16 protein-coding genes are annotated in these 25,064 nt (G+C 59.4%); 10 read left to right on the forward strand and 6 right to left on the reverse strand.

The features are described 5' to 3' along the window. Positions 1–52 precede the first annotated feature (52 nt). Together J5W70_RS09265 and rpsT are read right to left on the reverse strand one after the other, a co-directional pair. Entirely contained in the window at positions 53–274 is a 222-nt protein-coding gene (locus tag J5W70_RS09265; RefSeq protein ID WP_022396706.1) for a hypothetical protein, read from the reverse strand. 79 nt (positions 275–353) lie between these two features. Beyond that, complete coding sequence (gene rpsT, locus J5W70_RS09270) at positions 354–617, reverse strand: 30S ribosomal protein S20 (RefSeq protein WP_022396707.1); 264 nt, start codon at positions 615–617, stop codon at positions 354–356. Positions 618–778: 161 nt separating this feature from the next. Between rpsT and J5W70_RS09275 the strand changes: the two genes are divergently transcribed. From J5W70_RS09275 to J5W70_RS09295, 5 genes are all read left to right on the forward strand, one after another. Next, positions 779–1,387 (forward strand): HAD family hydrolase, encoded by a 609-nt coding sequence (locus J5W70_RS09275; RefSeq protein ID WP_022396708.1) that lies wholly within the window; start codon positions 779–781, stop codon positions 1,385–1,387. Positions 1,388–1,583: 196 nt separating this feature from the next. Beyond that, positions 1,584–3,392 carry a biosynthetic-type acetolactate synthase large subunit gene (gene ilvB, locus J5W70_RS09280; protein ID WP_251827843.1) on the forward strand — a complete coding sequence of 603 codons (1,809 nt, stop codon included), beginning with the start codon at positions 1,584–1,586 and terminating at the stop codon, positions 3,390–3,392. Positions 3,393–4,448: 1,056 nt separating this feature from the next. Beyond that, entirely contained in the window at positions 4,449–5,108 is a 660-nt protein-coding gene (locus J5W70_RS09285; RefSeq protein ID WP_180971502.1) for a tetratricopeptide repeat protein, read from the forward strand. Between the two features lie 60 nt (positions 5,109–5,168). Further along, positions 5,169–6,065, forward strand: coding sequence for a phosphatidylserine decarboxylase (locus J5W70_RS09290; protein WP_022396711.1), 897 nt, complete (start codon positions 5,169–5,171; stop codon positions 6,063–6,065). Between the two features lie 620 nt (positions 6,066–6,685). Beyond that, positions 6,686–7,372, forward strand: coding sequence for a PEP-CTERM sorting domain-containing protein (locus J5W70_RS09295; RefSeq protein WP_022396712.1), 687 nt, complete (start codon positions 6,686–6,688; stop codon positions 7,370–7,372). A 98-nt stretch (positions 7,373–7,470) separates the two neighbouring features. On the opposite strand, the gene rpe is transcribed toward J5W70_RS09295, so the two are convergent. Together rpe and leuS are read right to left on the reverse strand one after the other, a co-directional pair. After that, a complete protein-coding gene (gene rpe / locus J5W70_RS09300; RefSeq protein ID WP_022396713.1) occupies positions 7,471–8,124 on the reverse strand; it encodes a ribulose-phosphate 3-epimerase in 654 nt (217 codons plus the stop codon). A gap of 23 nt (positions 8,125–8,147) precedes the next feature. Then, positions 8,148–10,721, reverse strand: coding sequence for a leucine--tRNA ligase (gene leuS, locus J5W70_RS09305; protein ID WP_022396714.1), 2,574 nt, complete (start codon positions 10,719–10,721; stop codon positions 8,148–8,150). Positions 10,722–10,905: 184 nt separating this feature from the next. Here leuS and J5W70_RS09310 point away from each other — a divergent pair, with 184 nt between their 5' ends. After that, positions 10,906–12,591, forward strand: coding sequence for a sulfatase (locus tag J5W70_RS09310; RefSeq protein WP_022396715.1), 1,686 nt, complete (start codon positions 10,906–10,908; stop codon positions 12,589–12,591). 709 nt (positions 12,592–13,300) lie between these two features. Here J5W70_RS09310 and J5W70_RS09315 read toward each other — a convergent pair. After that, positions 13,301–14,044, reverse strand: coding sequence for a hypothetical protein (locus J5W70_RS09315; protein ID WP_146017735.1), 744 nt, complete (start codon positions 14,042–14,044; stop codon positions 13,301–13,303). A gap of 224 nt (positions 14,045–14,268) precedes the next feature. Here J5W70_RS09315 and nspC point away from each other — a divergent pair, with 224 nt between their 5' ends. Both nspC and speA read left to right on the forward strand, forming a co-directional pair. Continuing rightward, positions 14,269–15,471: a carboxynorspermidine decarboxylase gene (gene nspC / locus J5W70_RS09320; protein WP_022396717.1), complete on the forward strand. Its 1,203-nt coding sequence runs from the start codon at positions 14,269–14,271 to the stop codon at positions 15,469–15,471. A 23-nt stretch (positions 15,472–15,494) separates the two neighbouring features. Beyond that, a complete protein-coding gene (speA, locus tag J5W70_RS09325; RefSeq protein WP_022396718.1) occupies positions 15,495–17,432 on the forward strand; it encodes a biosynthetic arginine decarboxylase in 1,938 nt (645 codons plus the stop codon). A 71-nt stretch (positions 17,433–17,503) separates the two neighbouring features. Here speA and J5W70_RS09330 read toward each other — a convergent pair whose 3' ends face one another. Continuing rightward, positions 17,504–18,571, reverse strand: a complete 1,068-nt coding sequence (locus J5W70_RS09330) for a tyrosine-type recombinase/integrase (RefSeq protein ID WP_180970937.1) — start codon at positions 18,569–18,571, stop codon at positions 17,504–17,506. Positions 18,572–18,922: 351 nt separating this feature from the next. Here J5W70_RS09330 and J5W70_RS09335 point away from each other — a divergent pair, with 351 nt between their 5' ends. Together J5W70_RS09335 and J5W70_RS09340 are read left to right on the forward strand one after the other, a co-directional pair. Further along, positions 18,923–21,064 carry a glycoside hydrolase family 2 protein gene (locus J5W70_RS09335; protein ID WP_022396721.1) on the forward strand — a complete coding sequence of 714 codons (2,142 nt, stop codon included), beginning with the start codon at positions 18,923–18,925 and terminating at the stop codon, positions 21,062–21,064. A 22-nt stretch (positions 21,065–21,086) separates the two neighbouring features. After that, positions 21,087–24,956, forward strand: a complete 3,870-nt coding sequence (locus J5W70_RS09340; protein WP_022396722.1) for a glycoside hydrolase family 2 — start codon at positions 21,087–21,089, stop codon at positions 24,954–24,956. Positions 24,957–25,064 lie beyond the last annotated feature (108 nt).

A 25,064-nucleotide genomic window follows, 5' to 3' on the forward strand; every position in this document is an offset into this window, starting at 1 on the left:
AGGAAAACAGAGAAACAGGAATACGGCGGAAAACGGCGCCGGGCAGGACTCCTTAATTTTCCAGGTCTTCCGGGGTGACGGAACGCTGTTCCCGGGAGGCAAGCAGTACGGCCTGTTCCACGACGTACTCCGTATTGGAGTCGAAACGGTAGGCGTTGCAGTTGGGACACACGGCAGTGGTCAGGGACACGATGGAGCCGCAGGCTTCGCAAACCTTGAAGTCCCCGGGACGGTCAATAATCAGTTTGGCTTTATCCAGGCGGGATTGCTGCATGGGAGGGGAAAATAAAACAAGCCGCTCAGCAGAACAGAGCGGCTTGCCATAAAGATCGTCAGAAAACCGAAGTGAAAACTCAGGCGATTTTTGCGATGGCCTTGGCGGCCTTGCTCTTGTAGTTGGCGGCGCGGTTGGCGGGAATGGTGCCCACCTTGGCGGCCTTGTCAACGGCGGAGGAGAAAGTGTTATAGGCAACGGCAGCGGCTTCCTTGTCAGACGTTTCCACCGCAGTGGCAATCTTCTTGCGGAGGGTCTTCAGCTTGGAGGACACAGCGCGGTTGCGGGCGGTGCGGGTTTCTGTCTGACGGATGCGCTTGAGTGCGGATTTGGTATTGGCCATGTTTTAAAAGAGGTTCGGTTTCCGTTTCGAGGTGGCAGAAACATTAGAATAACAGGACAAAATGTCAAGCTCTTGATATATTTTTTAAGGCATTCCTCCTAAGCGCGGGCAGACTGCGGGCTTTACCGGAAAAAGGGTTTGTGGCATCCTGTGCCCCCGTTATGAAGAAACGCGTGGATTTGCCTGAAAAAAAATATGAAGGATATATTTTTGATCTGGACGGCACCCTGGTGGACAGCATGCCGCTCCATTACAAGGCATGGCGCAAGGCCCTGGCCCGTGCGGGGGCGCCGGACCGCGTGTTCCTGGCGGATGAATTTTATTCCTGCGGCGGTAAATCCGCCAACGACGTGGTGCGTTTTCTGAACGAACGGTACGGCATGCACATGGATGCTGCTTCTACCGCTGCGGACAAGCGCCGCATTTATCTGGAAATGCTGGAAGAGGAGGGCATGCAGCCCATCCGGGAGGTGGTGGAATTCGTGCATTCCCTGGGAGACGCCCCCAAGGCGATCGCTACGGGAAGCGCCATGCCGGGAGCGTCCCGGACGCTGGCCGCCGCCGGACTTTCAGGTCTTTTTGACGTGATTCTGACGCCGGATGAAGTGGAGCATGGCAAGCCTGCGCCGGACATGTTCCTGAAAGCGGCGGAACTTCTGGGGGCATCCCCGGACCGCTGCGTGGTTTTTGAAGACGCGGAACCCGGCATGAAGGCCGCCGCAGCCGCCGGAATGGACTGCGTGCACGTCCGCCGCGCGTCCCTGGCCTGATTCCCTCTCCAGCGGCTTCCGCAGAGGGGCGCTTTCCGGCCTTCCCCTCCTCCCGGGATGCACGCCTGCATTTTAATGAAAAGGCTTCACATTACGCCCGGAATGCGCTAGAACCTTTTTTCCTATTGAACAAATAAAATATTATTTGCACATGAGCACAAACGACAAAACATCATCCGCCCCGACGAAAACCCGCATGACAGGAGCCGAAGTGCTCGTGGAATGCCTCGTGCGTGAAGGTGTAGACGTCGTCTTTGCCTATCCCGGCGGCGCCAGCATGCCGATTCACCAGGCCCTGAGCCATCAGCCCAAAATCCGGACCATCCTGCCCCGCCACGAACAGGGCGGCGCGTTCGGCGCGGAAGGCTACGGCCGCGTCACGGGCAAGGTGGGCGTCTGCATCTCCACTTCCGGCCCCGGCGCCACCAACATGATCACCTCCATTGCGGACGCCTATCTGGACTCCACTCCGCTGGTGGCGATTACGGCGCAGGTCATGCGTTCCCTGATCGGCCGCGGCGCCTTCCAGGAGACGGACGTGTTCGGCATGACCGCCCCCATCGTGAAACACAGCTATCTGGTGACGGAACCGGAAGAACTGCCCCGCATCATCAAGGAAGCCTTTTACATCGCCTCCACGGGCCGTCCCGGCCCGGTGGTGATTGACATGCCCAAGGACGTGCAGGAAGCCGTGTTTGCGCCGGACTTCGACATGGAGATGGATCTCCCCGGCTACAACCCTGTGCTGCCCGTTCCCACGGAAAAGCTGGAAGAACTCATTCCGCTGATTGAAGGCGCCAGCCGTCCCGTCATTTACGCCGGCGGCGGCATCATCTCCGCGGAAGCCTCCGCGGACCTGCTGGAATTTGCGGAACGCTCCCAGATTCCCGTGGCGACCACCCTGATGGGCATAGGAGCCATGCCGGAGACCCACCCTCTTTCCCTGCGCTGGCTGGGCATGCACGGAGCCGTGTTTGCGAACAACGCCGTGAATGAAGCGGACCTGGTGATCGCCCTGGGCGCCCGGTTTGACGACCGCGTGACCGGCGCCGTCAACATGTTCTGCCCGGACTCCACCATCGTCCACATTGACATTGACGCCAGCGAGATCAACAAGAACAAGAAGGTGGCGCACCCCATCCGCGCGAACGTGAAGGACGCCCTCCAGGTTCTCAACGCCGCTCTGGCCGCTCAAGGCTGGGAACGCAAATCCTCCGGCTTTACCCGCACTCCGGAATGGTTCGGAGTGATTGAAGATTGGAAGAAGCAATACCCCTTCTCCTATGAAGACCGCAAGGGCTATATCTCCCCGCAGGCCGTCATTGAGGAACTCTACCGCCAGACGGCGGACAAGGATCCCATCATCTGCACGGGCGTGGGCCAGCACCAGATGTTTGCCGCCCAGTTCTTCAAATTCGACAAGCCCCGTCGTCTGGCTACCTCCGGCGGCCTGGGAACCATGGGCTACGGCCTTCCCGCCGCCATGGGCGTGTGCCTGGCCTGTCCGGACAAGCTGGTGGTGAACATTGACGGAGACGGCTCCATGCTCATGAACATTCAGGAGCTGGCTACCATTCACGTGGAGCGCCTGCCTGTCAAATGCATCATCCTGAACAACCAGCACCTGGGCATGGTGGTGCAGTGGGAAGACCTGAAGTATGACTCCAACCGGGCCCAGACCTTCCTGGCGGACCCGCACGACAGCTATGACCCCACCCACAAGACGGAAGACGTCATCTACCCGAACTACCCGCTCATCTGCGCCGGATTCGGCGTCAAGTGCGAGCGCGTGCTCCGCATAGAGGAACTTCCGGCGGCCATCACCCGCATGATTGAATCCCCGGAGGCGTACGTGCTGGACGTAATGGTTCCTCACGACGTGCATGTGCTGCCGATCATCCTGGGCGGCATGAGCTACAAGGACGTGATTCTGGAACGCATTGCCGGGGACGGCTCCGCCAAGAAGGCGTCCGAACTGGGCAAGGAAATTCCGACGGCCCTGTAAGGGATATTCCGTCATTCATTCGTTAACGGGAGCCGTCCGCAAGGGCGGCTCCTTTTTAATGGCAGCGGAAACCGGAGGGGAATTCGGCTTCCGGCAATGGGGAAAACGGCGCGCCGCCCGGGAGGCCTGTTGTGTATGTGTCTCCATGTTGGCGGCTCCGGGGATGCACGGTTCTGTTTGAAGGAACGTGGAAGATGTTGCTGGACGCGGCAGAGGGGAACGGCTAGCATCAATGAACCAAGTTGAATGCAAGCCGGACCGGACGCGGCGAAGATGGAATATTACGGAATAACGCCGCGTCTGATGCCGCCTTGCGCCAACCCCAAGCTCACAGAAAATTCCCGGGAGACCGGCGCTTGCTGCAAGTGATTGGGAAATGGATATTGACAAAAGAATCACCTCTTATCGGGCCTGACCGTATCCGGCTTCCGCATCAGGTTGGCGCAAACCCCTTGCTGCGCCCTTGATGCTCAACCCGTATCCTCCAGGCCGTCGCACCCTCACGGGTGCGTGGATTGAAACTAACTTTATGTAAGGCAAAGAATATGGAAGTTTGGTCGCACCCTCACGGGTGCGTGGATTGAAACGGGAACAAGGCCAATTTAGCATAGGAGCGGATTGTCGCACCCTCACGGGTGCGTGGATTGAAACCGAGCTTGGTTTCCGGCCTCCCTTCCGTCCGTTGGTCGCACCCTCACGGGTGCGTGGATTGAAACCCGGGAGCCAAGACAAAGCGGCTTGTCCATGTCAGTCGCACCCTCACGGGGTGCGTAGAATGAATAGTGCAGTTGTTTTTAATGATGTCTGCATGGTAAGGGAGGTGATTATTTTGATAAATGGTTTTAAATGGTTATTTATTGAATATTCTTTTGAGGAGGGTTTTTATGTTGGGGAGGACGCCGGATGAACAACTTTCCGGATGGTTTATTATGGTTTCCGGACAGCCTGTCCGGAAAAGGGAAGCAGGCAAGCGGTGTATTTCCTGCGGCATGGGATTTTTTTCCGCGTTCACAGTTTGTGATGGATGAAGCCGGAGCAATCCAATATAAAGATAAGATGCATATAGACTGGTTGAATGATTTTTTGGAATGGACGCCTATTTTGCTGATGGTGCTGGTAGCGGTCGTTTTTCTGGTGGCGCTGAAATGGAGAAGCGGCAGGATGAAGAAGTTTCTGGAGGAGTGGAAACGTAAGATCGTCCGGCAGGCGGAAGCCGGGAATCCCTCCGCCCAGTTCCGTCTGGGGCGCATTTACCAGGAGGGGGACGGCGTGGAGAAGGACCCGGACCGGGCGGAGGAGTGGTTTCACAGGGCGTTGCCCGGGTTGAAGCAGAAGGCGGATGCGGGAGATGCGGATGCCGCCTTTGACCTGTATGATTGTTTTCATGAAGGCCTGGGCGCGGAGAAGAGCGATACGCAGGCCCTCCACTGGCTGCAGCTTGCAGCGGAGCAGGGCAAGCCGGAGGCCATGTTTGACCTGGCCCTGGAGTACCGGGAAGGCGGCCTGGTGGAGAAGAATGAGGATTTGTTCATGTACTGGCTGCGTAAGGCTGCGGAGGCGGACGAGAGGGACGCCCAGTACCTGCTGGCCGCCTGTTATGAACACGGCAATGGAGTTCCGCAGGATTTGAATCTTGCACGGGAATGGTATGACCGCGCGGCGGAAGGAAAGGATTCCGGTACGGAGGAGGATCCGGAGCGCGCACAGGGGAAATAGGAGGCGGCGAGCCTCTTTCGGCTGGACAAATGGGGAAGCGGGCGACACTCTAGGCGTTTCATGGAGGGCATACGCTATTACAACCGCTACACGGGCAGGGAAGAACGGGAACAGGTGCTGGGAGAGAAGTACCTGCAATGGATTTACGGCACTTCCACAGGCCGGGCTGCACTGCATGTCCTGATCAAGCGCGGCGTTTTTTCCCGTCTGCTGGGGTGGCTGAAGAACCGTCCTTCCAGCGCGCGTTCCATCCACTCCTTTGTGGAGGAGTACGGCATCAATATGGAGGATTCCCTCAAGGGGATGGGAGAGTTCAAGCATTTCAACGATTTTTTCTACCGCCGCCTGAAACCGGGAGCTCGCCCTCTGGCCGGTGGGGAGGATACGGCCGTTTTTCCCGCGGATGCCCGGCACATGGGCTGGGAACGCGCTGACCGAATCAAGAGCGTTTTCGTGAAGGGGCAGAGTTTTGACCTGCCCGCCCTTATGGGGAGTGAAGCGCTGGCCGGACGGTATGCGGAAGGCGCCGTCGTTTTGTCGCGCCTGTGCCCCACGGATTACCACCGTTTTCATTTTCCGGTGTCCGGGGTGCCCGGCCCGTGGACGAGGCTGGGCGGTCCGCTGGCGAGCGTGTCTCCGTACTGCCTGCGCCGCCGGCTGGCGTGGCTATGGACTAATAAAAGGAATTTGACCCTGATCCGGTCGGAGTTGTGGGGAGAGGTCGCCATGCTGGAGGTGGGCGCCACCGGGGTGGGGCTGATTGAGGAGACGTATGTTCCGGACGTTCCCGCCGCAAGAGGGGGGGAGAAGGGGTATTTTGCCTTTGGAGGCTCCACGGTGATGTGCTTTTTTGAACCGGGCAGAATACGCCTGGCTCCCGACCTGCTGGAAAAGACGGCGGAAGGCATGGAGTTGTTTGCCCGTCAGGGAGATATGATGGGCGTCTCTGCGGAGTAGCTGCGGTCCGGGAAGGGGTGCGGCCATGATGTCTCCGGATTATGAATCCGGAGTCAAGCTTACAAAATTGAAAGAAAAAGGTTTTGGGGAATTTGAGCTTGTCCATATCATGGGAATTGTCAGAGGGTATTCCTGATGTAATGGGCTTTCTTTTCGTTCCAGTAATGGTTAATAACCGTCTTTACGCTCTTCAGCGGCGGCCTCCATCAGGGCGGGAGGCCCTGGCTCCCGGGAGATATGCGGCTGTGAAAGGGGACGGTGGAAGTGTTGATGGAGTGTGGCTTTGCGGCACTGGCGCCTGAAAGCGGCAGAGTTCCTGCTTTTCGTTGTTGAAACTCTTTCTGGAGCATAGCGGAAGTTTTTTTTAATAGCCGTCACTGCATTCCGGTGAGGACATCCATCAGAGCCGGGAGGTCCTGGACTACCAGACGATATGCGGCCGTAAAAAGTGAATGTGGGAAATGTTGATGGAATGTCCATTTGGAGTTTTTTCCAGCCAAGCCGGGGTGTGGAGAAGGACAGCTTTTCCGGATTGTAGAATCTTTAACGGATTCATAATCCGCTATTTCCTTGGGCAACGGGTTCCATTCCGTATTTCACCCATTAATAAGAATAAATTTATGAAGTGCCTATGTATTCTTGGTGTTCTGGCCAGCCTGGCAACGGCACAGGCGGCTACTGTGTTGAGCACGACGACCAAAGACGATCCTTCCACCCTGACTTCCGGGGGATACGGAGCCTATTACGGTTTTTCCTTTGACCTGGACCACATGCTTCTTTCCTCCGGGGAAGGGATTTCACCGAATTCCACGGTGTTCCTGCAATCACTGGATATTGCCAAGGCGACGAACAGGACGGATGCCACCGACGGGCTGTACGTGACGATTTTTTCCTCCGCCGCCACCAAGGACGGAACGACGTTCGTGGGGCAGTCCACGACCACCATTGACATGGCCGGAGATGGCGCCGGAGACGGAGCGGCCTCCTGGGAGAAGGCCGTGTTCAATAATTTGCAGCTTGATAGCGGCGTAACTTATTACGTGGCTTTTACGACGACGCAGATTTCAGATGCCACGAGTTGGGATGACGTGAGCTTTTCCTCCGCCAGGTTGAGGCTTGGCAAGGAAGCCGACGGCGTGGACATCGGGGATGTGTATAAGAATGCGGGCTTTACCAGTACGGAGGGTTCCGTATGGGGACCGGCGTTGAGGGCGGAAGTGACGCTGGCCGCCGTGCCGGAACCGGCTTCCGCCTCCCTCGGCCTGCTGGGGCTGGCCGCCCTGCTGATGCGCCGCCGCAGGTTCTGATTAACGGAGCCATTAATGAAAGAGTCCGGCACTCCTCCCGGGAATGCCGGATTTTTTGATTTTCCGGAATAACGGGCTGGGTAAGGACCGTTCGCAGGTTACTTCATTTCCGCAATGGCGCGGGCCATGTCCGGAGCCTTGAAGGTGGAGGAGCCCGCCACCAGCACGTCCGCCCCGGCCAGGGCGCACTGCGCGGCATTGTCTTTGCCGATTCCTCCGTCCATTTGAATCAGGAAAGGGGCCTGGTGCTCCGTGCGCCATTCGGCGGCTTTTTCCACCTTGTCCAGCACGGAGGGCATGAAGGATTGTCCGCCGAAGCCCGGCACCACGGACATGACCAGCAGCAGGTCTATTTCCTCCAGGTAGGGAACTACGGCGTCAAAGGGCGTGGCCGGGTTGACGGCCAGACCGTTTTTCACTCCGGCTTTCCGGATGCGCCTGAGGGTGTCGCGGATGTAGTGGGGGTCCCCCAGCTCTACATGGAAGCAGATGAGGTTGACGCCCGCTTTGACAAAGCGGTCAAAGTAGTGGTCCGGCCGTTCAATCATCAGGTGGGCATCCAGGAAACGGTCCGGCCCCACCGCTTTTCTGACGGCGGCGCAGATTTCCGGGCCGAAGGAGATGTTGTCCACAAAGTGGCCGTCCATGATGTCCAGGTGCAGCCAGTCGGCTCCGGAGTCAAAGGCACGGCGCGCTTCCTCCCCGATGCGGGAGAAGTCGGCGGCCAGCAGGGACGGGGCGATCATGGTCATGATGGCAGAGTCTTTCCGGGGTGTCAGTTGGCTACGATGTTGACCAGGCGGCCGGGCACGACAATTACCTTGCGCACGGTGACGCCGTCCAGGAAGATTTTTACCTTGGCGGAGGCCAGGGCCAGCTTTTCCAGTTCTTCCCGGGAGATGTCCCTGGGCACTTCCAGCTTGTCCCGCAGCCTGCCGTTCACCTGGATGACCATGGGAACGGTGTTTTCCACCAGCAGGGCTTCCTCCCAGACAGGCCAGTTTTTCTGGCAGAGCTGCGTTTCCGCCAGGGCGGGGAATTTCGCTTGCAGGCGGCTGTGAATTTCTTCCGTGAGATGGGGGGCAAAGGGGTTCAGCAGCGTCAGGAAGGCGTCATAGTCCTGTACGTCCACCACCTCCGCGGAGGTCATGGCGTTGGTGCATTCCATCATTTTGGCGATGGCGGTGTTGAAGGACATGTCATTGATGTCTTCCGTCACTTTCCTGATGGTTTTGTGCAGTTCCTTGCGCACGGGGAGCACGGCGGCTTCTGGAGCGTCCGCCGCCAGCTTGGGGTTGATTTCCCATTCGCCTTCCTGGTTTTCCCGGAAGGCCACGCGCCAGACGCGGGCCAGGAAGCGGGAGATGCCTTCCACCCCCTTGGTGGCCCAGGGCTTCACGTCCTTGAGGGGCCCCATGAACATTTCATACAGGCGCAGGGAGTCCGCTCCGTATTCGCGGACGATGTCGTCCGGATTGACGACGTTGCCGCGGGACTTGGACATTTTCTGGCCGTCTTCCCCCAGGATGAGGCCCTGGTTGACGAGCTTCTGGAAGGGCTCGCTGGTGGTGAGGTAGCCCAGGTCAAAGAGAACCTTGTGCCAGAAGCGGGCATAGAGCAGGTGGAGCACGGCGTGTTCCGTGCCGCCCACGTACAGGTCCACGCCTCCGGGGTTGCCGGTGGAGCCCATCCAGTATTGTTCCGCCTCACGGCTGACGAAGCGTTCCGTGTTTTCCGGATCCAGGTAGCGCAGGTAGTACCAGCAGGAGCCGGCCCACTGGGGCATGGTGTTCGTTTCACGGTGGGCCGTGGGAGTGTACGCAATCCATTCCGTGGCCCTGACCAGCGGGCCGCGGGGGTCGCCCGTGGGGGCGAAGTCGTCCAGATCGGGCTGGAGCACGGGGAGTTCGCTTTCCGGCAGGGCGCGGTGGCGGCCGTCTTCCCAGACGATGGGGAAGGGTTCCCCCCAGTAGCGCTGGCGGGAGAAGAGCCAGTCACGGAGCTTGTAGTTTACCTTGCGGCGGCCCTTGCCGTTTTCCTCCAGCCAGAGGATCATTTTTTCCTTGGCTTCCGGAGTGGGCAGCCCCGTCAGGAAGCCGGAGTTCACGCTGGCGCCTTCATAACCGCAGAAGCCGCGCCAGTCAATGTCTTCACTGGGCGGCTGGACCACCTGGAGAATGGGGAGGCCGAATACCTGGGCGAAGGCGAAGTCGCGTTCGTCATGGGCCGGAACGGCCATGATGGCTCCCGTGCCGTAACCCATCAGCACATAGTCCGCAATCCAGACGGGGACCTGTTCCCCGTTGGCGGGGTTGACGGCATAGGCTCCGGTGAAGACGCCCGTTTTTTCCTTGGAGAGGTCCGTGCGTTCCAGGTCGCTCTTGGAGGCGCACTGGGCGCGGTACTGTTCCACGGCGTCTTTCTGTTCCGGCGTGGTGATGGTGTCCACCAGCGGGTGTTCCGGGGAGAGGACCATGTAGGTGGCTCCAAAGAGGGTGTCCGGCCTGGTGGTGTAAACGGTGATGGTTTCCCCGTTCAGGGTGAAGTCCACTTCCGCCCCTTCAGATTTGCCTATCCAGTTGCGCTGGAGCAGTTTGATGGATTCCGGCCAGTCCAGCGGCTCCAGTTCGTCAATGAGGCGCTCCGCGTAGTCCGTGATGCGCAGCATCCACTGGCGCAGGGGGCGGCGTTCCACCCGGTGGCCCTTGGATTTCCATTCCTCCACTTCCTCGTTGGCCAGGACGGTGCCCAGGTCCGGGGACCAGTTGACGGCCGCTTCCGCCACGTAGGCCAGGCGGCGCTGGTCGATTTCCTCGCGGCTCAGCCCCTGTTCCTCCAGTTCGGAGACGGGGCGCGCCTTTTTCAGTTCCCTGTTGTAGTAGGAGTTGTAGAGCTGGAGGAATATCCACTGGGTCCAGCGCACGTATTCATGGTCCGTCGTGGCTATTTCCCGGTCCCAGTCATAGGAGAAGCCCAGCATCTTGAGCTGGCGGCGGAAGTTGTCAATGTTTTGGAAGGTGGTGACGGAGGGGTGCTGCCCGGTCTTGATGGCGTATTGCTCCGCGGGAAGGCCGAAGGAGTCCCACCCCATGGGGTGAAGGACGTTGAAGCCGTTCATGCGCTTGAAGCGCGCTACGATGTCCGTGGCGGTATACCCTTCCGGATGGCCCACGTGCAGGCCCGCGCCGCTGGGGTAGGGGAACATGTCCAGCACGTAGTATTTGGGTTTGGACGCGTCAAAGCCCTCTTCTCCGGGATTGCTTACTTTAAAGGTTTTCCTTTCGTCCCAGATCTGCTGCCATTTGGGTTCAAAAACGTCAAAGGGATATGGTTTCTTGCGCTCGGACATGATGGGGAGGAATGTATACTCCGCCCGCTGGCCAATCAAGCCTAAACCCGGTGGCGCAAAAGCGTTTCCGCCGCTTCCCGGAGGATGATGCCTTTTTCCGGAAAAAAGAGGAAAGACCAGAGGTTGCTTGTGCGTATTTTTAGGTTGAAAGGATTTTGACGATTATATTAAATATGTTGCGACCATGAAGTTCTCCGCCTGTCTCCTGTCCGCCGCCTGCGGCGCGTTTTCCCTGCTTGCCGGGGCGTCCGCCCAGAGCAATACTTCCCACCCCGTTTCCGGAAAGAAGCCCAATATCATCGTTTTCCTGGTGGATGACATGGGCTGGCAGGATACGTCCCACCCGTTCTGGTCCGACGACCGGGGCAACCCGAAGAAGACGTTCCTGAACGAGCGCTACCGCACGCCCAACATGGAGAAGCTGGCCGCGCAGGGCATGACGTTTACGGATGCGTACGCCCATCCCCTCTGCACGCCTTCCCGCGTGAGCCTGATGTCCGGCATGAATCCGGCGCGGCACCGCGTGACCTGCTGGGTGAGGGAGCAGAACGGAACGACGGACCGCAACAACAAAAATCTCCAGCCGCCGGACTGGGCCCTCAACGGCCTCCAGCCGGTTGGGATTCCCGCCCGGGGGACGACGAAACGCCCCATTTCCGGGGAAGACATGCATTACAACATGACGCGCCCCTTCGTCACGGCGGCCACGCTGCCGGAGATGCTGAAGAAGTGCGGCTACGTCACCGTGCACTGCGGGAAGGCCCATTTCGGCACCCAGGGAACGCCGGGATCCAACCCGTTGAATATGGGATTTGACTATAATATTGCGGGTACGGAAATCGGTCACCCGGCAGATTACCGCGGTTCCAAGCATTACGGAAAAGGGTTCAACCATGTGCGCGGGCTGGATGAGAATAATTATTACCAGGACGACGTATTTTTGACGGAGGCGCTGACTCTTGAGGCCCTCAAGAGGCTGGAAGCCATCAGGACCAATCCGAAGGAGGCCGGCAAGCCCTTTTACCTGTACATGGCCCAGTACGCCCTGCACTCCCCGCTGGATGAACGCGCCTACGACAAGAGGTTTGCGGATTCCTACAAGAATCCGGAGGACGGGCACAAGTGGTCTCCGGTGGAGAAGCATTATTCCGGGTTGATCGAGGGGATGGACAAGAGCCTGGGGGATATCATGAAGTACCTCAAGGAGCATGACATGGACAAGAACACGGTGCTGGTGTTCATGTCGGACAACGGCGGCCTGGCCATTTCCGGCAGGCTGGGCAATGAGGACGCCAATTATCCCCTTTCCTTCGGCAAGGGATCGTGCATGGAGGGCGGCATCCGGGAGCCCATGATCGTTTCCTGGCCCGGCGTGACGAAGGGCGGTTCCAGGTGCGCTGTTCCGGTGGTGATTGACGACTTTTTCCCGACCCTTCTGGATATAGCGGGATGCCGGAACGCCAAGGTTCCGCAGAAGCTGGACGGCCTGAGCCTGGTCCCGCTGCTCAAGGGAGGCCGGTTCCCTGCGGACCGTCCCCTGCTGTTCCACCAGCCCAACAACTGGGGGGAAAACAATCGTCAGGCTCCTCAGTACGGCGCTTCCACCGCCCTGCGCCACGGGGACTGGAAGCTGATTTACCGTCACGGGAACCAGAGCTTTGAGCTGTACAATTTGAAGAAGGATATCGGTGAAAAGGAAAACCTGGCTGCCAGGGAGCCGCGGAAGTTGAAGGAAATGGCCGGCCTGATGGGCAAGCTGCTCCGCGAGCGGAAGGCGCAGATGCCCACCTACAAGAAGGGTAATGAGCTGGGCGCGCCGGAAGGAAGCTCCGTTCCGTGGCCCGACCAGGTGAAGAAGGGCGGGAATTGAGATTCCGCAGCAGTTTCCGGTTTCTTTTCCATCAGGGCCGGCAGATGTGCCTCTGGTGAAGGCGGGTGAATGGGAATGCCCTGCTTCCGGCAGGGCATCCAGCTTGTGACCGCCTTTGCCGGAAGGGCAGTTTCTCCATGAAACGGGCTGTTCACAGGCGCTTTTCTCCGCGCCGCGTTCCTGTTCTGAAAAGACCTGCGGTAAGCGCCGCCAATTTCTGCGGCTTCCGCATGAACAGGCGGCCGGAGGGCGTACGCTGTTTTGATTAACGGACTTTTTTCAATATCCGTTCGCTGGCGCTCAGTTTCTTTTCATCTGCCGCAAAGGCTTGCGGCGCTCCATGCGGTTCCCGTGAAATCCTCCGGGCTTTTCAGGCAAGCCATTCCTCCGCAGGCTGTCCATGGGAAAACACGGGAAAACGGCGTATTCCCCGGCACGGCCATTCTGCCCCCATCCGGGCAGGGAGCCTCCCTGCCTTTCCTGCGGTAGCTTTTCCGATATTCAGCGGAGGAAGTTTCCCCTTCCCGGAAATACGGTCCCGCTTAAAAACGCAATTTTTCCGTTCTCTTTTTTCAGGATGGGGAGAAGGTGAAAATAACGGCAAACTTGCTTTTGTTCCGGAGGAACGGGGATAAAAAACGCCCCGCCGTACGTGCCGGCGGAGCGTGGTGGAAATTAAGGCGATGGCATCCCCGGAAGGGGAGGCATCTTAAAAGTCGTCGGAAGCGGCGTCATCCGTCGCCGTGGCGTCGCCGCCTTCAGTCGCGTTATCCGCAGCGGGAGTTTCTTCCGTTCCGGTAGCGTCTTCCGCAGGAGTTTCCTCCGTCGTGCCGGGTTCGGCAGCAGGAGCTGCGGCAGGCTTGGCGGCGGGGGCGGCAGCCGGAGCGGTTTCCTTGGGAGGAACGACCACCTTCACGGCGGGGGGCGCCGGAACGGGCGTTTCCAGGCCGTCAGCCTTGCGTGTGCTGACGCGGAGGCCGTCCGCATAAGCCAGGTTTTTCAGGATGGCATAGCCCAGGGCGGGAGCGCGGTCCGTCGTGTTGACCAGCATCTTGAAGTGGTTGTTGACGGACATCTTGCGGGCGTCCCTGCCATTGCGGAAGGGAATGATGCCCACCAGGTTGCCGTCATTGTCAATGCAGATCGCCCAGTAGGAGCGGTCCACCTGGATGAAGTACTGCGGACGGATGTAGTCCATCGTTTTCCATTCGGCTCCCTTGATGTATTCCTCCATGGCGCGGCGCGCATTGGCCGGCATGCCGCCCCAGTCGGCGTAAACCCTGGTGGTCAGCGTTTCACGGCCGTTGTACCCGTGTACGGAAACGTGCTGGGCAGTAGCGAATTGACGGGCGTAGCTCTCGGGAGAGGTAGGTTGGCAGGAGCTGGTGAAGAGCGCTGCTCCGGCGGTCAGGATGCAGGCTGCTGCAGTGGTGAAGGGATGAATGTTAGTCATGGCAATCGCAATGGTTACGTTATAAAAGAGGAAAACACATCCCATTTCAAGGAAAAGAATGCAGGAAGTGCCGATTTGTGGCGTTTTTTGACGTTTCCGTTTGATGAGGGGAACCGCGCAGGCGCGGCGGAAGCCTTTCATGCGTGCCGCCTTGAGGGTATGATGGTAGATTACTCAAATTTTTCTCGCAAATCGTTCTGAATCGCTTAGGTTGTCGTTGCTTTATGTCCGCCTTCGTCATCAGCGAGTCTGCCCTGGAACGCAACGCCCTTATCCTGAGGGATGTGGCGGATGCCGCCGGGTGCCGTATCGTGCTGGCTCTGAAAGGTTTTTCCTGCTGGCCCTGCTTTGATGCCCTGTCCCCCTGGCTGGACGGCTGCTGCGCGTCCGGCCTGTGGGAGGCGCGGCTGGCCCGGCGCAGGTTCGGGAAGCATGTGCTGACCTATTCTCCCGGCTATGCTCCAGAAGAAATAGCGGAGCTGGCGGAGATTTCCGACCACCTTGATTTTAACAGCCTGACGCAGTGGAGCCGCTTCCGGGAGGAGGTGATGCGGCATCCCCGCTTTCTTTCCGGGGAGCTGAAGTGCGGCTTGCGCGTCAATCCCCGGTTTTCCACCGGCCACACGCCCCTGTATGACCCCTGCGCGCCCGGCTCCCGCCTGGGCGTCACGCCGGACGTGATGCAGGGGGCGGATTTGACCGGCATTTCCGGCCTTCATTTCCATACCCTGTGCGAACAGGGGGCGGATGACCTGGCGGCTACGCTGGGCGCGGTGGAACGGCACTTCGGCCACATCCTGTCCCGCCCGGAGATGACGTGGCTGAACATGGGCGGGGGCCATTGGATTACCAAGCCCGGCTATGACCGGAAGCTGCTGGCGGAGCTCGTCCGCCGCATTCGCGAGCGCTACGGGGTGGAGGTCTGGCTGGAGCCGGGAGAGGCCGCAGCCATCCATACCGGCGTGCTGAGGTGCAGGGTGCTGGATATTTTTTCCTCGGAAGGGGTGGAGCACGCCGTTCTGGATGTTTCCGCGTCCGCCCACATGCCGGATACGCTGGAAATGCCCTACCGCCCGGACGTATTCCAGATTGTCCGGGACGCCTCCCTCCGTTCCGCGCGGCAGCCCGCCGTGCAGATGGCCGGGGAGAGCTACGCGCTGGCGGGGAACGCCGGGGAGGGCTCCCATACGTACCGCCTGGGCGCGCCCACGTGTCTGGCGGGAGACCGGATAGGGGATTATTCCTTTGCGGAGCCCCTGGCGGCAGGCGACGAACTCGTGTTTGACGATATGGCGCATTATACGATGGTGAAGACCACGTTTTTCAACGGCGTGCGCCACCCGGACATCGCCGTCCAGAGGAAGGACGGCTCCGTGGAGACGGTGCGCCGCTTTACTTATGAAGATTTTGAAGCCCGCCTGGGCTAGAACATTTGACCAGACAGATTGACATGGCAGCAGCTAAAGAAGGCATCAAACAGAAAGTCCGGGGTTGGAGTCATCATGATTCCGCAGATTTGTACGGCATTGACGACTGGGGGAACGGTTATTTCCGGATCAACAAGAAAGGGGAAGTGACCGTACGCCTGAACGACGAGGACGGCGGGAAAAAGGATATCAGCCTGTGCGACCTGCTGGAAGGCCTGAAGGAGCGCGGCACCACCGTTCCCGTGCTGTTCCGTTTCCGGGACCTGCTGCGCAGCCGCATTGCGGAGCTGAACGACAGCTTCCGGAAGGCGATCAAGGAAGCGGATTACCAGGGCAAGTACCAGGGTGTCTACCCCATCAAGGTGAACCAGCAGCGGCAGGTGGTGGAGGAGATCGCGGAGTTCGGCACCAAGTATGATTACGGTCTGGAGGCCGGTTCCAAGCCGGAGCTGATTGCCGCCATGGCCCACATGCACAATCCGAATGCCTACCTGATCTGCAACGGGTACAAGGATGACGAATTCATTGACCTGGCGCTGACGGCCCAGAAGATGGGGCTGAATATTTTCATTGTGCTGGAAATGCCTTCCGAGCTGGACGTGATTCTGGAACGCGCCCGGAGGATGGACATCCGCCCCAATCTGGGCGTGCGCATCAAGCTGGCGGCCAAGGGGTCCGGCCTGTGGCAGGAGTCCGCGGGGGACAAGTCCGTCTTCGGCCTGAACGCGGCCCAGGTGGTGGACGTGGTGGATAAGCTGAAGCAGGTGGATGCGCTGGATTGCTTGAAGCTGCTCCATTACCACCAGGGTTCCCAGATTCCGAATATTTCCGTGGTGCGCGAGGGGCTGACGGAGGCCGCCCGCATTTACGTGGACCTGGTGAAGGAGGGCGCGCCGCTGGGCACGCTGGACATGGGCGGCGGCCTGGCCGTGGATTACGACGGGTCCAAGACGAATTTCCATTCCTCCTGCAACTATTCCATTGCGGAGTTCGCCCGTGACGTGGTGGAGGTGGTGGGGGATATGTGCACCAAGTACGAGGTGCCCCATCCCACGCTGGTGACGGAGTCCGGGCGTGCCGTAGTGGCCTATTATTCCGTGCTGGTGTTCAACGTGCTGGACGTGACGAGCGCGCCGGGCGAGGAACCGCCGCCCGAGCTGCCGGAGGATGCGCCGGAGCTGTTGAAGGCTTTTGCGGATACGGACCGGACCCTGGCCAGGAAGAACATGCAGGAGTGCTACAATGACGCCTGCTATTACCGGGACCAGCTGCGCGCCCAGTTTTTTTACGGGAACGCCACCCTGCGCCAGCGCGGGCTGGGAGAGGCCTATTACTGGCACATCCTGAGCCGCATTTCCCGCATGCTGGCGGAGATGGAAACCATTCCGGAAGACCTCCGGGAGCTTTCCTGCTCCATGGTGGACTTTTATTACGGCAATTTCTCCCTGTTCCAGTCCCTGCCGGATTCCTGGGCCATCCGCCAGCTTTTCCCCGTGATGCCTCTGCACCGTTTGAACGAACGGCCCACGAACAAGGCCGTGCTGGCGGACATCACCTGTGACTGCGACGGGAAGATAGACCATTTCATCGACCGTGAGGACGTGGCTACCGCTCTCCCCCTCCATGCCATCAAGCCCGGAGAGGACGATTATTACATAGGCGTGTTCCTGGTGGGGGCCTATCAGGAGACCCTGGGAGACCTGCACAACCTGCTGGGGGATACGAACGTGGTGGGCGTGCACCTGGAAGGCGGCCGCCCCGTTTACACCCATGAAGTGGAGGGCGATACGGTGGCTGACGTCCTTTCCTACGTGGAATATGACCCCAAGGAGCTGATCAACAAGTTCCGCACGTTTGCGGAACAGGCCGTAGCCGACGGGAAAATATCTCCGTCAGAACGCCGGAGGGCTCTGGAAGTGTTCCGTTCCGGCCTGAACGGATATACCTATTACGAGCTGTAGGAAACGGCCTTTTTTCCATGCCCCGGCAGGGAAAAGGGCCTTCCGTTCCAAAGCGTTTTTCTCTTTGCCCATCAGGCCGCCGGCGGTTCTTCCGGCGGTTCCGTCTCCGCAATGACCTTGGCCGGCGTCAGCCCCCAGAAGCGCGTGGCCGTTTGCGGGGAAATGCCTTTCATGTTCAGGTACCGCGTGCGGAGCAGGGAGGAGGAGCGGTGGCCCATTTCCATTTGCAGCAGGTTGTAGTCCTTGAAGTGCTTGGCGTGATAGCTGGCATAGGTATGCCGCAGGCAGTCAGGCACCCATGATTTCTTTCTTCCGCCCCAGCCGGCTTTTTTGCGGATTTTGCGCCACTTGATCGTCCAGCCCTTCGGGCAAATGGGCGTGCCGGGTCCGGGCTTGCTTTTGTCACGGCAGAATTTGAGCCATTTGGCAAGCACGGGCAGGATGGTGACGTGTCTGGCGCCTCCGGTCTTGGTATGCTTGGAGTTCAGGATCACGCAGCCGTCGCGGATGGCGATGTTTTCCCAGAGCAGGCGTTCCACTTCCTGCGGACGGATGCCCGCAAAGATCATCAGGGCCGCTCCAGCCACGCAGCTTCCGTCAAATTCATCCATGCACGCCTTGAGAAGCTGGGTCACTTCTTTCAGCGTCAGGGCGGGAATTTCCTGCTCCCGCAGGAAGGGCGTATCCACGCGGAGGATGGGGTTTTCATCACACCATCCGCGCTTGACGGAGAAGGAGAAGATGCCGCTCAGGATGAGCCTCGCCTTGTGCCTCTGACGGGACGTGGTGAAGGTGTTCATCAGGATGCTCTGGCATTCCTCCACGCTCAGGTTCCGGAGGGGCGTGTGCTCCAGTTCCGGGTTGCTCTTCTTGAGCTTGTGGATGATGCTCCTGATGTCCGTCAGCGTCCGGGGACGGCGATGGCTTTTGGAACGCAGGCATTCCACGGCCGCCGTACCGAAGCTGACGGTATGGTGTTTGTTCTTGATGGCGTTCAGTCCCAGGGAGACGACTTCCCTGCACCGGGTGATGGTGCAGATTTCATCTCCCAGGGCCTCCTTGATTTCCAATACCAGCCTTGCAGCCTGGATCAGGGTGACTGATTCCCCTTCCAGAAGCGCGGCTCCAACGTATTTCAACTTATTTGTATTCGGTGCTTTTCTCATACTCATTCCTCGTGTTTGTACAAACACGGTTTTAATGAAAAAGGCCATCCTTATAGTAAAGAAAACTTATGCTTTCCATCGGAAAACGCGTAACCGTAAAGGATATGTTGTTACTTATGTTTTCTTTGATCCGATCGGAAAATCAAAGTTTCTGGTAGTGCAGGAACCGAAAATGTTAGAAAGCATGGTTATGTTCATGAATGTTAAATTGAACACTATCCATTTGACGCCAATAAATTCTTGTTAGAAGAAGGGGAGAACTCCCCCGCAGGATGAAAGTATTTTACATGCCTGAACGTATGAGATAAATTATTCCGCTGTACCATGAACATCAGAATTCACTCTTTCAACGTATCGTGTGCCGGGCTGTGCTGCGCCCTGGGCTCCTTTCTGGCGGCTGATGCCCGTGAGGTCCATTCCCTGAACGGCTCCTGGGATTACAGCTTCAACGGAGGCTCTTCCGGGAAGGTGGCGGTTCCCCATACCTGGAATGCGGAGGATGCCGCGGACGGCGTGAAGGGGCAGCGCGGAGACGCCAAGTCCGTCAACAGCGACGCCTACCGGCGCGGCTCCGCCGTTTATTCCCGCACTCTTCCGGTGGCCCCCAGGCCGGGCAAGAGGTATTTCATCCGCGGCGGAGGCGCCAGCATCGTTTCCGAGGTTTCCGTCAACGGGAAGCCTGCCGGCAGGCATGAGGGGGCGTTTACCGCTTTCTGTTATGAAATCACTCCCCTCCTGAAACAAGGCGCCAACACGGTTTCCGTTCTGGTGGACAATACGCAGCGGGAACATATAGCGCCCCAGCGCGGGGATTTTTCCATGTTCGGCGGCCTGTACCGGCCCATTGAGCTGATTGAAACGGACGGCGTGTGCATTGACCCCCTCTTTTACGCCTCCCCCGGCGTCTTCATTACGACGAAGTCCCTGGATAAGTCCAAAGCGGAGGTGGAAGTGAAGACCCTGCTGAACTCGGACGGGAAGGCGCGGGACGTGGATGTAGCCGTGGAAATCCTGGACATGAAGGGCAGGAAGGTGGCCGGAAAGACGGTGAAAGCCGCCGCCGGGGAAAAGAAGAACCTGGAGGTTCCCGTAACGCTGGCGATCGCCAAGCCCGTGCTCTGGAACGGAGTCAGGAATCCCTACCTCTACCAGGTGAAGACTTCCATCAGGACGGCGGACGGCCAGACGGACGAAATAGTGCAGCCTCTGGGCCTCCGGACCGTTTCCGTCGATCCCGGGAAGGGCTTTGTCCTGAACGGGAAGCCCATGCAGGTCAAGGGCGTCAGCCGCCACCAGGACATGAAGGGGAAGGGCTGGGCGCTTTCTCCGGAAGATGAGGCGCGGGACATCCGGCTGATTGCAGACATGGGAGCGGACGGCTTGAGAACGGGCCACTATCCAGCCTCCAGTAATGTTTACGACCTGTGCGACAAGACGGGGCTGGTCGTCTGGTCCGAGGTGCCCAACGTCAACCTGGTGCGTGATACGCCGGAGTTCCGGGAGAACAACCGCCTCCAGGCCCGGGAAATGATTTACCAGCACTGGAACCACCCCTCCATTTGCATGTGGGGCATTTTCAATGAAATCGGCCACCAGCCGGAGGCTTCCTCCAAAGGGGTGGACATGGAGGCTGAATTGACGGAACTGAACAAGTTCGTGAAGGAGACGGACCCCTCCCGCATGACAGTGGCGGCCAGCAACCAGGCGGGCCGCAAGAAGCTGAACAATATTCCGGACCACATCGCGTTCAATACGTATCCCGGCTGGTACGGGGGCGGCCCGGAAACCATGAAGGGGAACCTGAACGGCTACATCCGCGATTACGGCGGCAAAATGGGAATCGCCGTCAGCGAATACGGCCATGGCGCCAGCACGGGCATGCATGAGAATCCGGCCAAAAGGCCGTCCCCCACGGGGTTCTGGCATCCGGAGGAATGGCAGTCCCAGGCGCATGAGATCAATTACAAGTGCATCAGGGAGAGGCCGGAGGTGTGGGGCTCCTTTGTCTGGAACATGTTTGACTTCGGTTCCGCCTCCCGCTTTGAGGGGGAAAGCCCCGGCATCAATGACAAGGGGCTGGTGACCTATGACCGCAAGACGCCCAAGGACGCCTATTTCTTCTACAAGGCCAACTGGAGTCCCCAGCCGACCGTGTACATTACGTCCCGCAGGTTTGCGGAGCGCACGGAAAAGACGGTGCCCGTGAAGGTTTACAGCAATGCCCCTGCGGTGAAGCTGGCCGTCAACGGGAAGGCCGTGGGAAGCGTCAAGCCGGATGAATTGAAGCGCGCCGTCTGGCCTGAAGTGACTCTCAAGCCCGGTGTCAACACCATCACGGCCACGGCCTCCGTGGGCGGGAAAACGTACACGGATTCCTGCAAATGGACCTTGAAGCCTTCCGGGGGGGAGGAAGGAAAGAAGGATTCCGAGCGCTATCAGGACCCTTCCATCAACAAGTACAAGTAAGCAATCCAGCACCTGACCCGAGATGAAGACGGTACGAGCATTTTTGTTTTCCATGATGTGCCTGGCTCCGGCGCTGCCCCTGCTGGGGGAAGCCCCGGACTGGGAGAATGAAGAGGTGACGGGAATCAACAAGGAGGCTCCCCGCGCCTCCGTTCTCCCGGCGGGAGACAAGACGCTGAGCCTGAACGGCGATTGGAAATTCAAGTTTTCCATGACGCCGGACGGGAGGCCTGCCGATTTCTTCAAGCCTTCCTATTCCGTTTCCGGATGGGATACGGTCAAGGTGCCTTCCAACTGGCAGCTTGCGGGCTATGGAACGGCCATTTACACGAACGTCCCGTATCCCTTCAAGCCGAATCCCCCCAAGGTGATGGGAGAGCCGCCCAGGAACTGGCCGGCATACAAGGAGCGCAATTCCGTGGGCTCCTACCGACGGGATTTCAATCTCCCCGCCTCCTGGAAGGGGGAGCAGGTAATGATCCGGTTTGACGGGGTGGAGTCCGCCTTTTACGTGTGGGTGAACGGCCGGAAAGTCGGCTATTCCGAGGATTCCTATACGGGCGGCGAGTTCGACCTGACTCCCTATGTGAAGCCGGGCAGGAACACGATTGCCGTGGAGGTGTACCGCTGGAGCGACGGCTCCTATCTGGAGGACCAGGATTTCCTGCGCCTTTCCGGCATTTTCCGGGACGTGACCCTGTTCGCCCAGCCGCAGGTGCACGTGCGCGACCTGTTCCTGAAGGCGGGGCTGGACAGGAAGGATTACACGACCGGGGTGCTGGACGGAACGTTCACCATCCGCAATTCCGGCAAGAAGGATATTCCCGCCGGAATGAAGCTGGATTATTCCATTGAAGGGATTTCCACCAATTTAAATTGGGAGGGCGCGAGCGGCTCCGGCCGCGTGCAGACGGACAACAGGGGCAGGCTGGATTCCGGCACGCTGGAAGTTCCCGCCATTCCCGCCGGAGGCGAGGTTCAGGTGGCTCTGGACAGGAAGTTTCCCGGCGTGAAGCCGTGGACGGCGGAAACGCCCAACCTGTACAAGGTGACCTATTCCCTGAACGGGAAGGACCCCCGGTCCGTCAATATCGGCTTCCGTTCCGTGGAAATCGCCGATAACGGCGCGGTGCTGGTCAACGGAAAGGCCGTCAAGTTCAAGGGCGTCAACCGTCATGAAGCGCATCCGGACTACGGGCGCGCCATTCCGCGGGAGGTGATGGAAAAGGACGTGCAGATCATCAAGGCGCACAACATCAACACCGTCCGCTGCTCCCACTATCCCAACCATCCCTATTTCTACGAACTGTGCGACCGCTACGGCCTGTACGTGATGGATGAAGCCAACTGCGAGGCCCACGGCATCCGCAACAGCGGCATGGATATTTCCCGGAAGCCTTCATGGAAGAAGGCGCATGTGGAACGCAACATGAGCATGGTGCACCGTTCCAAGAACCATCCCTCCATCGTGTTCTGGTCCCTGGGCAACGAGTCCGGCAACGGGCCGAATTTTGAAGCGGCCTCGGAAGCCATCAGGGCCTATGACGATACGCGCCCCCTCCATTACTGCGAATTCCCGCACGGCCATAAGGCCGTGGACATGGATTCCGCCATGTATCCGCCCGTGGACCGGGTGGAAAACTGGGGGAAGCAGAAGACTTCCCGCCCCTTCTTCGTGTGCGAATACGCCCATTCCATGGGGAATGCCCTGGGCAATTTCAAGGAGTACATGGAAGCCTTTGAGTCCTCCCCTCGCATGGTGGGCGGGGCCATCTGGGATTTTGTGGACCAGTCCCTCCGCGCCAACCCTGCCGGGAACGGCATTTACAAGCCCGCTCCCTTCAAGGGCGTGACGCAGGCCTACGGCGGCATGTTCGGGGACAGGCCCAACCAGGCCAATTTCTGCGACAACGGCATCATTCTGGGCAACCGGAACACCACGGCCAAGACGAAGGAAGTAAAGAAGGTGTACCAGTACATGGCCTTTGACCGCAAGGACGGTTCCCTGACCGTTCGCAACAAGTATTTCCACAAGCCGTTGAAGGGCTATACGCTTTACCTGGTGTCCCTCGCGCCCGGCGGCAAGCATGCCGTGGAGCGCATGGCTCTGCCGGAGACGGCCCCCGGCAAGTCCGTGACGGTGAAACTGCCTTCCGCCGCCATGCAGACGGGCTCCCTGATGGTTCTGGCGGACGCCCGGTTCAAGCTGCCGGAAGACGTGAAGGAGCTTTCCGCCAAACAACTGGAGCATGTGGCGGACGAGTGCGAAGCTTACGAGTGGTTCCCGGCGGCCGTGGAGAAGGAGGCTTCCGTGAAGGCTCCGGCGGCGCTGCCCGCCGTCTCCGTGCGCCAGGGCGATCCCGTGGTGGTGCAGGGGAAGGGCTTTTCCGCCTCCTTCAAGGACGGCATGCTTTCCGCCCTCCGGTACGGCAGCCAGGACCTGATTCTGCCCGGCTATCCGGTGGCGCTCCAGGCGTACCGTTCCCCGGTGGACAACGACGCCTGGATCAGGAGCAAGGTTGAGGGGAAGATGAAGATGCAGACCATGAAGGCGGAGTATTCCGATGTGAAGGCCGCCGTCATTTCTCCCGGCGTGGCCCGCATTACGGCGCAATTCCGGACGAAAGGCTCCGGCCTTTCCTTCTCCGGGGAGGTTGCCTGGACGGTGTTCGGCAACGGCGTCATCAATGCCTCCGTCAGAATGTATCCCTCCGCCAAGGGGGAAGAGCTCCTGCGGCTGGGCGTCACCTTCGGGATGCCTGCCGCCTATGACCAGGTGGAATACCTGGGGCTGGGGCCGTGGGACAATTACCGGGACCGCCGCACGAGCTGCTGGAAGGACGTGTTCCGCACTTCCGTGGACGACATGTTTTTCGCCTATTCCCGCCCCCAGGACATGGGCAACCGCATGGAGACGGACTGGGTGGCCCTGTCCAGACCCAAGGCGGCTCCGGCGCTGTGGGTAGGCTCCGCTTCTCCCAGGGCCCCGCTGGAAGTGTCCATCCTGCGTTATACGCCGAAGGAGCTCAACAACGCCAAAAGCCTGGACAGGCTGCCGGAGAAGGACAAGGTGATCGTGAATCTGGACGCCTTCCAGATGGGGCTGGGCGGTTCCTCCTGCGGGCCGCGCCCCCTGGCGAAGTACCAGACGCTGAGCGAAGCCACCCCCCTGGGCTTTGTGCTGGCCCCCACGTCCGCCCTGCTGAACCTGGGGCGCGCGGGACTGGGCGTGCCCCATTCCCCCGTGATTGAACGGGACGGGGACGGCATGGTCAGCTTGGTTTCCTCCACGCCCGGAACGGAGATGAAGTATTCCGTCAACAAGGGGCCGGAAAAAACGTACCGGAAACCCTTCAAGCTTCCCGAAGGGGAAGTGAGGGCCTGGGCTGCCGCCGGGAAATCCGGCAAAGTGCCTCCCACGTCTCCCGGCGAGCGGAAATTCCCCCTTATCAAGGGGCAGGGCGAATGGAAGATCCTGAGCGCTTCCTCGGAAGAGCCGGATACCGGCTTCGCCCACTTTGCCATTGACGGGAACCCGGATACCTGCTGGCATACGTCCTATACGAACGGCCTGCCGGGCTTCCCCCACTCCATTGCCGTGGACATGGGAACCAGAATGAAGTTCACCGGATTCATCTACACGCCCAGAATGGACAAGGACAAGGGCCTCATCAGCCAGTACACGTTCTCCGTTTCCGATGACGGGCAGAACTGGAAGGAAGTGAAAAAAGGCCAGTTCACCTACCATTACATCCGGAAGGATCCGGCTGTTCAGCGCATCGACTTCGGCAAACCTGTGGAGGCCCGCTATTTCAAGCTGGACGCCCGCTCCCCGGTGAAGGGCGGCGAGCAAAGCGCCACCGTTGCTGAACTGAATATTATTACCCAGTAACGATCGGCGGGAGCGCCGCTTTCCTGAATGAAGGCTTTTTTCCAGCCGTGCAGCCCGGAAGGGGTGCACGGCTTGTTGCTGCGGGCGCTCCAGGGAGCGGAAATGTTT

The organism is Akkermansia massiliensis (assembly GCF_018847375.1).
Taxonomy (GTDB): Bacteria; Verrucomicrobiota; Verrucomicrobiia; order Verrucomicrobiales; family Akkermansiaceae; genus Akkermansia; species Akkermansia massiliensis.